Origin of the sequence: Microbispora sp. NPDC088329, assembly GCF_040685655.1 — a bacterium.
Lineage (GTDB): Bacteria > Actinomycetota > Actinomycetes > Streptosporangiales > Streptosporangiaceae > Microbispora.
The window spans coordinates 64931-78922 of record NZ_JBFBIP010000019.1 but is presented as its reverse complement, the minus strand read 5'-3'; the positions used below and the strand labels follow the sequence as shown (position 1 = coordinate 78922).

Genomic DNA, 13992 nt, shown 5'->3' with positions numbered 1-13992 from the left:
GGCATGTCAGATCCCGTCGCAGACGCAGTGGATCTCGTCACGGCCCGGGACGGGCGGCCGCTGCCCATCACGACGGACGGCGTCCGGAAACTCCGCACCGGTTAGAGGAGGCCTCAATGGCGCAAGCCCTCGACGACGCTGACCACGACGACGACGCCAAACGACTGGCGGAACTCGGCTACAAGCAGGAACTGGCCCGCACCTGGAGCGGGTTCTCCAACTTCGCGATCTCCTTCTCCATCATCTCGATCCTGGCCGGCTGCTTCACCACGTTCAGCCAGGCGTGGAACAACGGCGGGCCTTTGGCGATCTCCATCGGCTGGCCGCTGATCTCGGCGTTCATTTTGATCATCGGCTTCTGCATGGCGGAGCTGGTCTCCGCGTACCCCACGGCGGGCGGCATCTACTGGTGGGCCGCGAAGCTGGGCGGGCCGGTGCACGGCTGGTTCACCGGCTGGCTCAACCTGATCGGGCTGATCGCGGTGACCGCGTCGGTCGACTACGGCTGCGCCACCTTCCTGAACATCACCATCGGCCGGTTCAGCGACTCCTGGGCGAACGGCAACGCGCTGCGGCAGACCTTCCTGCTGTTCGCGATCGTCCTGGTGCTGCACGCGTTGATCAACATCTTCAGCCACCGCCTGATCTCGCTGCTGCAGAACGTCTCGGTGTGGTGGCACGTGTTCGGCGCGGCGGCCGTCGTGCTGATCCTGATCTTCGGTCCGTCGAAGCACCAGAGCGTGGGCTTCCTGTTCGAGACGTTCAACCACTCCGGTTTCGGCGAGGGCGACTCGGGCCCGGCGTTCTGGCTGTACGTGCTGCCGCTGGGCTTCCTGCTCACGCAGTACACGATCACCGGCTTCGACGCCTGCGCCCACGTGTCGGAGGAGACCCACGGCGCGGCCCGCACCGCGGCCAGGGGCCTGTGGCAGTCGATCTTCTACTCCGCGATCGGCGGCTGGATCCTGCTGCTGTCGTTCCTGTTCGCGGCGACGAACGTGGACGCCGTCAACGCCGAGGGCGGCTTCGTCGGGGCCATCTTCACCTCGTCGCTGTCGTCCTCCCTCGCCACGGTCGTCTTCGGGATCTCCACCATCGGCCAGTTCTTCTGCGGCATGAGCTGCGTGACGTCGATGTCCCGGATGATGTACGCGTTCTCGCGGGACGGCGCGGTGCCGGGCTGGCGACTGTGGTCGAAGGTCGACCGCAACCGCACGCCGGTCAACGCGATCATCGGTGGCTCCGGGGTCGCGCTGCTGATCACGCTGCCCGCGCTCTACGCGCCCGAGGGCACGACGACCCCCGTCGCGTTCCTCGCCGTGGTGTCCATCGCGGTGATCGGGCTCTACCTGGCGTTCCTCATCCCGATCTGGCTGCGGCTGCGGGCCGGAGACTCGTTCCAGCCGGGCCCGTGGACGCTGGGACGCAAATACAAGGCGCTGTCCTGGATCGCGGTGATCGAGATCGCGATCATCTCGATCTACTTCATCCTGCCCATCGCCCCGGCGGGCGTCCCGGGCAACAAGGACTTCGCCTGGACGTCGGTGAACTACGCCCCCATCGCCGTGGGCGCCGTCCTCGTCGGCATCGCCCTGTGGTGGCACCTGTCGGCCAAGCACTGGTTCGCCGGACCCCGCCGCACGGTTGACGACATGGGCGACGACGTCGGCCGGCCCGAGCCCGTGGCCTGATCTGCCCGGAATACGGCCCGCCCCACCCGGGCGGGCCGTACGCTCGTCTGATGATCGACGACACCGGGCGCACGCCGTTCGAGGCACTGAGCCGCGCGGGGCGCACGCGCCGCCTGGCCGCGCTCGCCCGCACGGCCCTGTCGGCCTACGACGTGCCGGTGGCCCGCCTGACCGCGATGGCGAAGGGCTTCAACACCACCTTCCGGGTGGACGGCGCGGACGGCCGGCGTTACGTGCTCCGCGTGCAGCGCCCCGGCGGCCCGAGCCCGGAGATGGTCAGGTCGGAGGCCCTGTGGCTGCGGGCCCTGCGCCGCGACACCGCGCTGGCCGTCCCCGAGCCGGTGCCCACCCGTACGGGTGACCTGCTGACCGTGGCCGAGCACGCGGAGGTGCCGGCGGCACGCAGCTGCGTGCTGTACCACTGGGTGGACGGCCGGTTCCTGGACACCGCGCTCACCACCGCGCACCTGCGCCGGGTGGGCGCCTTCACCGCACACCTGCACCTGCACAGCGCCGGGTGGACGGCGCCGGCCGGTTTCACCCGGGGACGCGTCGACGCCGTCACCGAGCCGGGCCGCCGCACCGCGGCCCCGCCACAGGAGGAGGCCGAGCAGGCGGCACGCCTGGTGGAGCGGGTGCATTCGGCGGCGGGCGCCGAGATCGTGCGGACGGTGACGGACCGCGTCCGGCGCGTCCGGGACGCCCTGGGCCGCGGCCCGGGCGCCTACGGCCTGATCCACGGCGACCTGCACCAGGAGAACTATCTCTTCCACCGCGGCGAGGTCCGCGCCATCGACTTCGACGACTGCGGATACGGCCACTTCGTCTACGACCTGGCCGTGACCGCGGGCGAACTCGCCCACCTGCCCCACGCCGCGGACCTGCGTGCCGCCCTGCTCGCGGGATACCGCGCCGTACGGCCGCTGCCCGCGAGCCACGAGGACGCGATCGGGGACTTCACGGCGTTGCGCCGGCTTCAGCTCACGCTGTGGGTACTGGAGGAACGAGCACAGCCGATGTTCCGCGACGACTGGCGGGAGCGGGTGGCCCGCGGCCTGGAGAGCGCGGCCCGGGCCCTGTGACCGCCGACGTCCCTGATGACCGGCGGCGTCCCTGTGACCGGCGGCGTCAGGAGGCCTCGAACGCCTCCGCGACGACCGGGCGGGTCTCCTCCATGGAGGCCCGTCCGAGCTCGCGGGCGATCGAGGTCATCTCCACGTCGGGCATGCCGCAGGGGATGGCGAGGTTCCACGGCGTGAGGTCGCCGTCGACGTTGAGCGCGAAGCCGTGGCTGGTGACCGACCGGCTCGACCGCATGCCGATCGAGACGATCTTCCGCCCGGTGTCCCGCGTCCACACGCCGGTGAGCAGCTCCGACCCGGGCGGGGTGTCACGCCGCTCGGCCGGGACGCCGATCCGGGCCAGCGCCTCGACCAGCCGCAGCTCGACCTCGCGGATGTAGTCGACCACGCCCTCGCCGTCCCGCAGCTTCACGATGAGATAACCGACGAGCTGCCCGGGCCCGTGATAGGTGAGCTGGCCGCCACGGCCGGTCGGCACCACGGGGATGCCGGCCGACGGGTCGGGCAGGTGGGTCTCCAGCGTCCGCTTGCCGATCGTGAAGACCGGCGGATGGCTGAGCAGCCACAGGGTGTCGGGCCGCGCGTCGTCCTGTCGTTCCTCGACCAGCGCGGCCATGCGCTCCATGGCCTTCTCGTAGTCGACCAGCTCGTCCTGGACCAGCGTCAGGGGCCGTTGCCGCATCATCGCTCACCTCTTCCGATGTGAGCATAAACGCGGCCATGCGCCCGGTGCTTCCTACCTGGGGCCGTACGAGTGCTCGTAGCCGTGGGCGGAAGCGGACGGGGCCTTGGGAAACAGCACCCACATGATGAGGTAGGCCACGAACTGCGGACCCGGCAGGATGCAGGACAGCAGGAACAGCACCCGCACGACCGTCGGCGACATGCCGTATCGGTCCGCGATCCCCCCGCAGACGCCAGCAATGATCTTGTGCTGCCTCGATCGGTACATCGATCGGCTCCTTTCGTTCACCCGGTTCAACGGACCGTCGGGTAATCCACGTTCCGCGAGGAACCCTGAGAAAACCCCGATCCCCTGACCCTGAGGCCACAAGGAGCTATTCGCGTTGCCAGGGCGCGCCCGGCACGACGAGCGGACCGCCCGTCACCGGGTCCGGTACGACGACCGACGTGAGTCCGAAGACCTCGTGGACCAGATCGGCGGTGATGACGTCGCCCGGTGCGCCCTGGGCGACGATGCGTCCCGCCTTCATGGCGATGAGGTGATCCGCGTAGCGGGCGGCCTGGTTGAGGTCGTGCAGGACGACGACCACGGTCCGGCCGCGCTCGCGGTTGAGCTGCCGCACCAGGTCGAGCACCTCGACCTGGTGCGCGATGTCGAGGTAGGTCGTCGGCTCGTCGAGCAGCAGGAGGCCGGTGTCCTGGGCGAGGGCCATCGCGATCCAGGCCCGCTGCCGCTGGCCGCCGGACAGCTCGTCGACCGGCCGCTCCGCGAGATCGCCGGTCGCGGTGCGGTCCATCGCCTCGCTCACGGCCTTCTCGTCCGCCTCCGTCCACTGCTGCCACCACTTGTGGTGTGGCTGCCGGCCGCGGGTGACCAGCTCGGAGACCGTGATCCCCTCCGGCGGCACCGGGGTCTGCGGCAGCAGCCCGATCTCCCGGGCGACCCGTCTGGTGGGGATGCGTGCCAGCTCGGTGCCGTCCAGCAGGACCGCGCCGCGCCGCGGCCTGAGCAGCCGGCCCAACGCGCGCAGCAGCGTGGACTTGCCGCACGCGTTGGGCCCGATGATGACGGTGACCTGCCCGTCCGGGATCTCCAGATCGAGGCCGTCGACGACCGTGCGGTCCTCGTACGTGAGCACGAGCCCTTCGGCCCTCAGGCGGTTTCCGGTCATGCGGTGCCTCCGGAACGGCTGCGAGTGCGGACGATCAGCCACATCAGATACGGGGCGCCCACCGCCGCGGTGAACACGCCGACCGGCAGCTCGATCGGGGAGAACAGTCTGCGGGCCAGCAGATCCGCGGCGGTCACGATCAGGGCGCCGGTCAGCGCGGAGCCGGCCAGGGGGATCTGTGCGGTGCGGGTGAGACGGCGGGCGATCTGCGGGGCGAGCAGCGCGACGAAATCGACCGGGCCCGCCGCGCCCGTCGCCACCGACGCCAGGACGACGCCGAGGACGGTCAGGCCCAGGCGGACCCGGCCGAGCCGTACGCCGAGAGCGGTCGCCGTGTCGTCGTCGAACGACACCGTGCGCTGGGCCCTGGCCGCCCAGAGCAGCGCCGGCGTCAGCACGAGCAGCGTCCAGGCGAGCGGTGCGGCGTGGTCGTAGCCGCGGCCGTTGAGCGATCCGGTGAGCCAGACCTTGGCCTGCTGGGCCACCAGGTAGTCGCCCTTGGTGAGGAACAGCTGTGTCAGGGAGCCGAGGGCCACCGAGATGCCGATGCCGATGAGCACGAAGCGGCCGGCGTGCAGGCCCCTGCGCCAGGCGAAAACGTAGACCAGCGCGGCGGCGGCCAGGCCGCCGAGGATCGAGACGTACGGCAACGCGGTGTGCGCGGTGACGCCGAAGGTCATCGCGGCGACGGTCGCCGCGCCGGCGCCGTGTGTCACACCGATCACGTCCGGACTGGCGAGCGGGTTGCGGGCCACGGCCTGGATGAAGGCTCCGGCGATGCCGAAGGCGGCGCCGGCGAGCAGGCCGGCCACGAGGCGGGGCATCCGCAGGGTGCCGACCACGAACTCGTCGGGGCTCGGTCGCCCCGCAAGCACGCGGACGACCTCCGTGGGGCTGACGAAGGACTCGCCGACGCACAGATAGACGACGGCGGTCACCGCGAGCACCGCGCCGAGCAGGGCGGCGACGAGGGCCGCTCTGCGGTGCAGCAGGAAGCTGCCCCGCCCCGCGCGCAGGACCGAGAAGCCGGTGGGGCGCACGGGGCGGCGCGTGGGGCTATGGGGCATCGTCACGCCGCCACCACCGCCCTCCTGCGTACCAGTGCGATCAGGAACGGCACGCCGAGCAGTGCGGTCATGACGGCCACCGGCACCTCCGAGGCCGGGAAGACGACGCGGCCGAGCACGTCCGCGACCAGGATCATCACGGGACCGAGCAGGGCCGCCGCGGGAAGGACCCAGCGATGGTCCGTGCCGACGAGCGCCCGCGCGATGTGCGGGACGGCCAGACCGGTGAAGGCGATGGGGCCGGCGGCGGCGACCGCGACGCCGGTCAGGACGGTGGCGCCGAGACCTCCGAGGGTCCGCAGCAGGGGGACGTTGTGGCCGAGTCCCTTGGCCACGTCCTCCCCGAGCGCGAGCGCGTCGAGTCCCCGGGCCATCGAGGCGACCAGCAGCAGCCCCGCGAGGAGGAACGGCCAGGTCTGCCCGGCGATCTCGGCGCTCCGCCCGCTGATCGAGCCGACGTGCCAGAACCGGAACTCGTCCAAGGCCTCGGCGTCGGTCGTCGTTATGCCGGAGACGACGGAGGCGAGCAGGGCGTTCATCGCGGTGCCGGCCAGGGCGAGCGTGACCGGGGTGGCGCCGCCGCGTCCGCCGCTGGCGATGATGTAGACCGCGACCGCCGCGATCCCCGCGCCCGCGAAGGCGAACCACACGTAACCGCTCAGTGAGTGCACGCCGAAGAACGCGATCGCGCACACCACGCCCACCGAAGCGCCCTGGCTGACGCCCAGGATGCCGGGCTCGGCGATGGGGTTGCGGGTGATGCCCTGCATGACCGTGCCGGCCACGGCGAGGGCGACGCCGACCATCACCCCGACGAGCGTGCGAGGCACCCGCAACGACCGTACGACGTGGGCGTCGTCGCTGCCGCCGCCGTGAATCAGGGCGTCCACCACCACGCTCGGCGCGATCGGGCGGCTGCCTGCCGCGAGGCTGAGCAGCACGGCGACAACCAGCAGTCCGGCGAGGACCAGCAGGAGTGCGCCCCCGGCCGTCGGGCCGACGCGGCGTCGGGTGGCACTGGGCATTCGTTCGCTTTCTCGGAGCCGGTGAGGGACCGCGTGCGCCTACCCGGCGAGGTACCTGTCCAGATCCCCGACGACCTGCATGGCGGCGGTGACACCGAGACCGAGATACCAGGTCTCGTCCGGGACCTCGTAGGCGTGCCCGGCCTTGACCGCCTTGAGGTTCTTCCACAGCGGATTGCCCTGGACCGCCGACTTGTCGGTGGCCTTCGGATCGCCGTAGACGCCGGTGAAGATGACGTCCGCGTCCGCCTGGTCGATGTTCTCCGCGCTCACCTCGGCGGCGAGGTCGGGGATGTTCTGGTTGTCCGGGCGCGGAATGCCGGCGTCCTGGAGGATGGTGCCGATGAAGGAGGCGTTGGCGTAGAGCCGGATCGCTCCGTCGGGCATGAAGCGCACCATCGAGACGACGGGCTTGTCGTCGCCCAGCTTCGCGCCGAGGTCCTTCACCTTGCGGTCGTACTCCGCGAGTTTCGCCTTGGCCTCCTCGGTCTTGTCGAGGGCGGCCGCGTTGAGGAGGTAGTTCTCCTTCCAGGTGAATCCGGGACGGATGGAGAACACGGTCGGGGCGATCTTCGACAGCTCGTCGTACTGCTCGGCGGCGCGCAACTGGCTGCCGAGGATCAGGTCCGGGTGCAGCCCGGCGATCGCCTCCAGATTGAGGTTGTTGATCGTGCCGACGTTCTTCGGGGTGCCGGCGTCCTGCTTCAGGTAGGACGGCAGTTCGGGCGACCCCTCGCTGGGCGCGAAGCCGACCGGCTTGACGCCCAGGGACACGACGTTGTCGAGCTCCCCGACGTCCAGGACGACGACCCGCTGGGGCGCGGCCTTGATCTCGGTCGTGCCCATGGCGTGGGTGACGGTGCGCGGCCACTCGCCCGGCTTTGCATCGGTGCCCATCGCGGCGGTCTTCTCCGCGGCGGTGCCGAAGTCCGCGCCGCCCTTGGCGACGGCCTTCTTGGCGGCCTCGGCGGCGGGCGTTCCGGCGGCGGCGCCCGAGCCGGAACCGGAGGAGGTGCCGCAGGCGGCCAGCGAGAGGGCGACCGCGACGGCGCCGAGACCGAGACCGAGACCGCGGTGCCGGAGAAACATACAGGACTCCCTGCCGAGACAGTGATTAGGTAAGCCTTACCTTATAGGGATCTTCTCTGGTTTCTACAAGCCCGAAAAGTGTGGTTATGGTCACTGATGTCATCCAACGCGCAGGGTCGCCGATTCGGCGGCATCTCACTGGTGATCTTCTTCGGGAAGAGGGCATATAGGGAGGCAAAGAACCGTCTTTGGAGATTCACATGGACATAGCGGCCCTGCAGGCGCAGACCCGCCTGCACCTGCGGCAGAAGATCACCATGATGGTGAACAGGTACGTCGTCCATGTGGCTCGCCCCGACGGTTCCGAAGGCGAGATCGTGGCCTTCGCGGAGCAGAAGCGGATGGCGCTCAAGGAGCAGGTCACGCTCTACACGGACGAGTCCCGGCAGGAGACGCTGGCCGGCTTCAAGGCCCGCAAGGTCCTCGACCTGGCCGGCGAGTACGACGTGATCGACCACGCGGGGGCCCCGATCGGCACGTTCCGCAAGGACTTCGGCCGGTCGCTGCTCCGCTCGACCTGGCACCTCCAGCAGCCGGGACTGCCGACACTGACCGGACATGAGCGGAACATGGCGGTCGCTCTGCTGCGCCGGTTCTCCGACTCACTGGAATGGCTGCCGTACCACTTCGACTTCAGCATCGGCGCCTCGATCGCGTTCTCGGTCGACCGCAGGTGGGGCCTGCGCGACCGGTACGCCATCGAGATCCGCGACCCACGCCTCGACCGCCGCCTCGTCATCGCCATGGCCGTGGCGCTCGACGCCCTCCAGGCCCGATAGCGGGAGGGAATCACCGAACCAGGTCAGCCTGTTATAGTCAGCGGCAAGCCGTATGGTTCTGGCTCCATCTGTGAGCCCATACGCGCGTCGCACGTGTCCCGCGAGCATCTCTCCGCCACCGGTCCAAGCAGCACGGGCCGCCATGCACCGAGACGCCGCGCCGGGAGGAAACCTCGGTCCTCGCGAAGCCCGCTCCGCCGGGCCTTCGCCGCGGTCCCCGCTCCCTCCCCCTCCGCTCCGGCCGGACCGGCCGTCCCTGATCAGCGTGCACCCACATGTCCCAGACCCAAGGAGTCCCATGACCACCACTCTCAGCGTCCCGAAGCCGCGCAGCGGTTCCCGCACCAGGCCGGCCCGTACGAAGGACACCCGGACCACCGAGGTCACCGGCCTGCTCGACCGGTCGGGCAGGAACACGGTCATCCGTACGAACGGCTACCTGCCCGGCCCGAAGGACGTGACCGTCCCGGCCACGCTCGCGGACGCGCTCGGCCTGCGCCGCGGCGACCACGTCCGCGGCATCGCCCAGAACGGCACGCTCACCGCCGTCACGGTCGTGAACGGCGCGCCCGTGGACACCGCGCGGCCGGATTTCGCCGATCTCGTGCCGATCCACCCCGACGAGCGGCTGCGCCTGGAGACGACGCGGACCATGCCGGCCACGCGGGTCGTCGACCTGTTCGCCCCGATCGGCAAGGGCCAGCGCGGCCTGATCGTCGCCCCGCCGAAGGCCGGCAAGACGATGCTCCTCAAGGCCGTCGCGAACGCGATCACGACCAACCACCCCGAATGCCACCTCATGGTCGTCCTGGTGGACGAGCGGCCCGAGGAGGTCACCGACATGCGCGAGTCGGTCCGGGCCGAGGTCATCGCCTCGACCTTCGACCGCGCGCCGCAGGACCACATCGCCGTGGCGGAACTCGCCGTCGAACGGGCCAAGCGGCTCGTGGAGACGGGCCGCGACGTGGTCGTACTGATGGACTCGATCACCCGCCTCGGCCGGGCGTACAACATGGCCGCGCCGAGCGGCGGGCGCGTGCTGACGGGCGGCATGGACGTCCGCGCCCTGCACCAGCCCAAGAAGGTGCTCGGCGCCGCCCGCAACATCGAGGGCGGCGGCTCGCTCACGATCCTCGCCACCGCGCTGGTCGAGACGGGCTCGAAGATGGACGACATCGTCTTCGAGGAGCTCAAGAGCACCGGCAACATGGAGCTGAAGCTGAGCCGGAGCCTGGCCGACCGCCGCGTCTTCCCCGCCGTCGACGTCGTCGCCTCCGGCACCCGCCGCGAGGAGCTGCTGCTCCACCCCGCCGAGCTGCCGCCGGTGCGGCGACTGCGCCGGGCGATGCAGGACCAGGAGGCGTTCGAACGCTTCCTCACCACGCTGAAGAACACGGGCTCGAACGCCGAACTCCTCCTGGCCCTGGCGAAGGGCTAGGCAGCCACGACCTAAACCCCGATCGGGTGCCAGACGGTCTTGGTCTCCAGGAACGCCGTCATCCGCTCGATGCCGGGGTCGGCGAGCCAGTCCACGGGAGCGGCCGGCGGCCGGAGCACCCGCTTGAGGTTCTCCGCGGCCAGTTCCTCACACGTGACGGCCAGCTCGGCGTCGGCGCCCGTCAGATCGATGCCGTTGACGTCCATGTGGCCCGCGAGCCAGGGGGCGATCTCGGCGGCCGAGCCGGTGAGGATGTTCACCACCCCGCCCGGCAGGTCGGAGGTCGCCAGCACCTCGGCCAGCGTGATCGCCGGCAGCGGCGCGCGCTCGCAGGCCACCACCACACAGGTGTTGCCCGTCACGATCACCGGGGCGATCACGCTGACCAGCCCGAGCAGCGGTCCCTGCGGGGCGACCACGGCCACCACGCCGGTCGGCTCCGGGCTCGACAGGTTGAAGTACGGCCCGGCGACCGGGTTGGCCGACCCGAGGACCGCCCCGATCTTGTCGGACCAGCCCGCGTACCAGACCAGCCGGTCGACCGCCGCGTCCACCATCTCGCCGGCCTGCTTGGCCCCCACGCCGCCCACAGCGGTGATCTCCGCGACGAACTGCGCGCGGCGGCCCTCCAGCATCTCGGCGATCCGGTAGAGGATCTGGCCCCTGTTGTACGCCGTGGCCCCGGACCAGCCCGGGAACGCCTTGCGCGCGGCCGCGACCGCGTCCCTGGCGTCCTTGCGCGAGGCCCTGGCCGCGTTGGCGATGAAGTCGCCCTTGGAGGAGGTCACGGCATACGACCTTCCGCTTTCCGAACGCGGGAACGCGCCGCCGATGAACAGCTTGTACGTCTTGCGCACGCCCAGCCGTTCTGTGCGCTCACTCATCGAAGGTTCCAATCTCCAGTGGACGGGCCGGCCGGTAGGTCTGGCCGCAGCGGCACACGCCGCCGCGGTGCGCGAACCAGCCGTGCCGTACGGCGAAGCGGCCGGAGCGACGGGCCCGGGCGAAGCCTTCGCCGGCTCCCGCGCGGGCCCGCCTTACCAGCCGGCGGCGCTGCCCGTCGCCGCACCTGCCACACGGGCGGCCGGAGGGGTGATCACACCGCAAGGTATGCCTCCAGACCCTGGCGCCCGCCTTCGCGGCCGTAGCCCGACTCCTTGTAGCCGCCGAACGGCGAGGTGGGATCGAACCGGTTGAACGTGTTGGACCAGACGACGCCGGCCCGCAGCCGGGCCGCCGTCCACAGCATCAGCGAGCCCTTCTCGGTCCACACGCCCGCCGACAGCCCGTACGGCGTGTTGTTGGCCTTCTCCACGGCCTCGGCCGGGGTGCGGAAGGTCAGCACCGACAGCACCGGGCCGAAGATCTCCTCGCGGGCGATGCGGTGCGACTGGGCCACGCCGGTGAACAGGGTGGGCGGGAACCAGTAGCCGCGGTCGGGGATCGGGCAGGCCGGCGACCACCGCTCGGCGCCCTCGGCCTCCCCTGCCTCCGACAGCTCGCGGATCTTGGCGAGCTGCTCGGCCGAGTTGATCGCGCCGATGTCGGTGTTCTTGTCCAGCGGATCGCCGAGCCGCAGCGTGCCGAGGCGCCGCTTGAGCGCCTCCAGCAGATCGGCGGCGACCGACTCCTGCACCAGCAGCCGGGACCCGGCGCAGCAGACGTGGCCCTGGTTGAAGAAGATGCCGTTGACGATGCCCTCGACGGCCTGGTCGAGCGGCGCGTCCTCGAACACGATGTTGGCGGCCTTGCCGCCGAGCTCCAGCGTGAGCTTCTTGCGGGTCCCCGCGAGACTCCTGGCGATGAGGCGGCCGACCTCGGTCGAGCCGGTGAAGGCGACCTTGTCCACGCCGGGGTGGTTCACCAGCGCCGCGCCCGTCCCGCCCGCGCCGGTGACGATGTTGACGACCCCCGGCGGCAGGTCGGCCTGACGGCAGATGTCGGCGAACGCCAGCGCGGTCAGCGGCGTGGTCTCGGCCGGCTTGAGCACGACCGTGTTGCCGCAGGCCAGCGCGGGCGCGATCTTCCAGGCCAGCATGAGCAGCGGGAAGTTCCACGGGATGACCTGCCCGGCCACGCCCAGCGGACGGGGATCAGGACCGAACCCCGCGTAGGAGAGCTTGTCGGCCCAGCCCGCGTAGTAGAAGAAGTGGGCGGCGACCAGCGGGAGGTCCACGTCGCGGGACTCCCGGATCGGCTTGCCGTTGTCGAGCGTCTCCAGCACGGCCAGCTCACGCGCCCGTTCCTGGATGATCCGGGCGATGCGGAACAGGTACTTGGCCCGCTCCGCGCCCGGCATGGCCGACCACACGGGGAACGCCGTGGCCGCGGCCCGAACGGCGCGGTCGACGTCGGCCTCCCCCGCCCACGCGACCTCCGCGAGCACCTCCTCGGTGGCCGGGTTGACGGTCTTGTGGCGCTCCTCGCCCTGCGGCTCGACCCACTCGCCGTTGATGAACAGGCCGTACGACGGCCGGATGTCGACGATGTCCCGCGACTCGGGCGCGGGTGCGTATTCGAACATGCCTCAGTCCAGCCCTCAGTCCAGCGTGAAGTAGTCGGGACCGGCGTACCGGCCGGTGGCCATCTTCTGCCGCTGCATGAGCAGGTCGTTCAGCAGCGAGGAGGCGCCGAGGCGGAACCAGTCGGCGTGCAGCCAGTCGGGCCCGGCGGTCTCGTTGACCAGCACCAGATACTTGATGGCGTCCTTGGTGGTGCGGATGCCGCCCGCGGGCTTCACGCCCACCTTGCGGCCGGTCGCGGCGAGGAAGTCGCGCACGGCCTCCAGCATGACGAGCGTCACCGGGAGCGTCGCTGCCGGCGACACCTTGCCGGTCGAGGTCTTGATGAAGTCCGCCCCGGCGATCATCGCGAGCCAGGAGGCCCGCCGCACGTTGTCGTACGTCGCGAGTTCGCCGGTCTCCAGGATCACCTTCAGATGAGCGTCGGCACAGGCTTCCTTGACGGCGACGATCTCCTCGAACACCTTGAGGTAGTCGCCGGCGAGGAAAGCGCCGCGGTCGATGACCATGTCGATCTCGGCCGCTCCTGCGGCCACGGCGAGGGACGTCTCGGCGACCTTCACCTCCAGCGAGGACCGGCCGCTGGGGAACGACGTGGCGACGGAGGCCACCTTCACGCCCGACCCCGCGAGGGCCTCGACGGCGGTCGCCACCAGGTCGGGGTACACGCAGACGGCGGCGACGGGCGGCACTGAGGAGTCGGCGGGATCGGGCCGCACCGCCTTGGCGCACATCGCCCTGACCTTGCCGGGGGTGTCCGCGCCTTCCAGGGTGGTGAGGTCGACCATCCCGATGGCCATGTCGATGGCCTGTTTCTTGGCGGTCGTCTTGATGGATCGCGTGCCCAGCATCGCGGCCCGTCCGTCCGCCCCGACCCGGTCGACCCCGGGAAGGCCGTGCAGGAACGCCCGCAACGTCGAGGGTGAGGAGGCGACCTCCGCGAGCGGAGTAGTCATAGTTGGCACGGAACCAGCATCCCCGACCACTTGGATTGATTCCAAACCCGGGTTCCTAAGGCATCGCCTTATCCGCCTTAGAAGTCCTACGGCCCCTGACCGTGCCAGAGATAAGGCATCCGCCCGATGTGCCGCCCCGCGCCTTAGACCGAACCTTGAAGAGTACGGAACAGAGGCCCGAAAACGAGGAGACACAGCGATGGGTCCGGAACTGCACTACCAGGTAATGATCAACCGGGCGGCCCAGCTTCAGGAGGAGGCCGCGAGCCACCGGCGCGCCCGCGAGGCGCAGGCGGCGACGAAGGGCCGGCAGCGCGCCGGTCAGCGCCGGCTGCGTGCGGCCTTCGGCAAGCTCCGCACCTCGTGAGACGCGTAAGAAGGCCCGGCCGGATCCTCCCTCCCGGCCGGGCTTGTCAGCCGCCTTGAGCCCCATGGGCCACACAGGTCTGACCAGAAAACCAGGCGAAGCCACGCAAAGGGTCATGAC

Annotated in this window: 13 protein-coding genes and 1 pseudogene; 5 read left to right on the top strand and 9 right to left on the bottom strand. The window is 70.6% G+C overall.

The genetic code is table 11. The features are described from left to right. Nucleotides 1-116: 116 nt before the first annotated feature. Nucleotides 117-1691, top strand: a complete 1575-nt coding sequence (locus AB0O28_RS29510; protein WP_363645769.1) for an amino acid permease — start codon at nt 117-119, stop codon at nt 1689-1691. 50 nt (nt 1692-1741) lie between these two features. Continuing rightward, nucleotides 1742-2773, top strand: coding sequence for a phosphotransferase (locus AB0O28_RS29505; protein ID WP_363645767.1), 1032 nt, complete (start codon nt 1742-1744; stop codon nt 2771-2773). Nucleotides 2774-2819: 46 nt separating this feature from the next. Here the strand turns inward: AB0O28_RS29505 and lipB are convergent, their stop codons facing one another. The 6 genes from lipB to AB0O28_RS29475 form a co-directional block, all read right to left on the bottom strand. Further along, entirely contained in the window at nt 2820-3458 is a 639-nt protein-coding gene (lipB, locus tag AB0O28_RS29500; RefSeq protein WP_363645765.1) for a lipoyl(octanoyl) transferase LipB, read from the bottom strand. A gap of 51 nt (nt 3459-3509) precedes the next feature. Next, nucleotides 3510-3725, bottom strand: a complete 216-nt coding sequence (locus tag AB0O28_RS29495) for a PspC domain-containing protein (RefSeq protein WP_363645763.1) — start codon at nt 3723-3725, stop codon at nt 3510-3512. A gap of 106 nt (nt 3726-3831) precedes the next feature. Further along, a complete protein-coding gene (locus tag AB0O28_RS29490) occupies nt 3832-4629 on the bottom strand; it encodes an ABC transporter ATP-binding protein (protein ID WP_363645761.1) in 798 nt (265 codons plus the stop codon). Further along, nucleotides 4626-5696 (bottom strand): iron chelate uptake ABC transporter family permease subunit, encoded by a 1071-nt coding sequence (locus AB0O28_RS29485; RefSeq protein ID WP_363645889.1) that lies wholly within the window; start codon nt 5694-5696, stop codon nt 4626-4628. The genes AB0O28_RS29490 and AB0O28_RS29485 overlap by 4 nt, the downstream gene beginning before the upstream one ends. Nucleotides 5697-5698: 2 nt before the next feature. Then, complete coding sequence (locus tag AB0O28_RS29480) at nt 5699-6721, bottom strand: iron ABC transporter permease (RefSeq protein WP_363645759.1); 1023 nt, start codon at nt 6719-6721, stop codon at nt 5699-5701. 39 nt (nt 6722-6760) lie between these two features. Beyond that, on the bottom strand, nt 6761-7810 hold the full coding sequence (locus tag AB0O28_RS29475; protein ID WP_363645757.1) for an iron-siderophore ABC transporter substrate-binding protein: 1050 nt from the start codon (nt 7808-7810) through the stop codon (nt 6761-6763). Nucleotides 7811-8010: 200 nt separating this feature from the next. Here AB0O28_RS29475 and AB0O28_RS29470 point away from each other — a divergent pair, with 200 nt between their 5' ends. Together AB0O28_RS29470 and rho are read left to right on the top strand one after the other, a co-directional pair. Next, nucleotides 8011-8589, top strand: a complete 579-nt coding sequence (locus AB0O28_RS29470) for a hypothetical protein (RefSeq protein WP_363645755.1) — start codon at nt 8011-8013, stop codon at nt 8587-8589. A gap of 421 nt (nt 8590-9010) precedes the next feature. Next, a pseudogene (gene rho / locus AB0O28_RS29465) lies at nt 9011-10027 on the top strand (transcription termination factor Rho); the annotation flags it as partial. An 11-nt stretch (nt 10028-10038) separates the two neighbouring features. Here the strand turns inward: rho and AB0O28_RS29460 are convergent. From AB0O28_RS29460 to deoC, 3 genes are all read right to left on the bottom strand, one after another. After that, nucleotides 10039-10911 carry an aldehyde dehydrogenase family protein gene (locus AB0O28_RS29460; protein WP_363645753.1) on the bottom strand — a complete coding sequence of 291 codons (873 nt, stop codon included), beginning with the start codon at nt 10909-10911 and terminating at the stop codon, nt 10039-10041. A 212-nt stretch (nt 10912-11123) separates the two neighbouring features. Next, nucleotides 11124-12551, bottom strand: coding sequence for an aldehyde dehydrogenase family protein (locus tag AB0O28_RS29455; RefSeq protein WP_363645751.1), 1428 nt, complete (start codon nt 12549-12551; stop codon nt 11124-11126). A gap of 15 nt (nt 12552-12566) precedes the next feature. Then, nucleotides 12567-13505: a deoxyribose-phosphate aldolase gene (deoC, locus tag AB0O28_RS29450; RefSeq protein WP_363645748.1), complete on the bottom strand. Its 939-nt coding sequence runs from the start codon at nt 13503-13505 to the stop codon at nt 12567-12569. A 199-nt stretch (nt 13506-13704) separates the two neighbouring features. On the opposite strand from deoC, the gene AB0O28_RS29445 reads away from it, so the two are divergent. After that, nucleotides 13705-13872 (top strand): hypothetical protein, encoded by a 168-nt coding sequence (locus tag AB0O28_RS29445; protein WP_363645746.1) that lies wholly within the window; start codon nt 13705-13707, stop codon nt 13870-13872. The last annotated feature ends 120 nt before the right edge of the window (nt 13873-13992 follow it).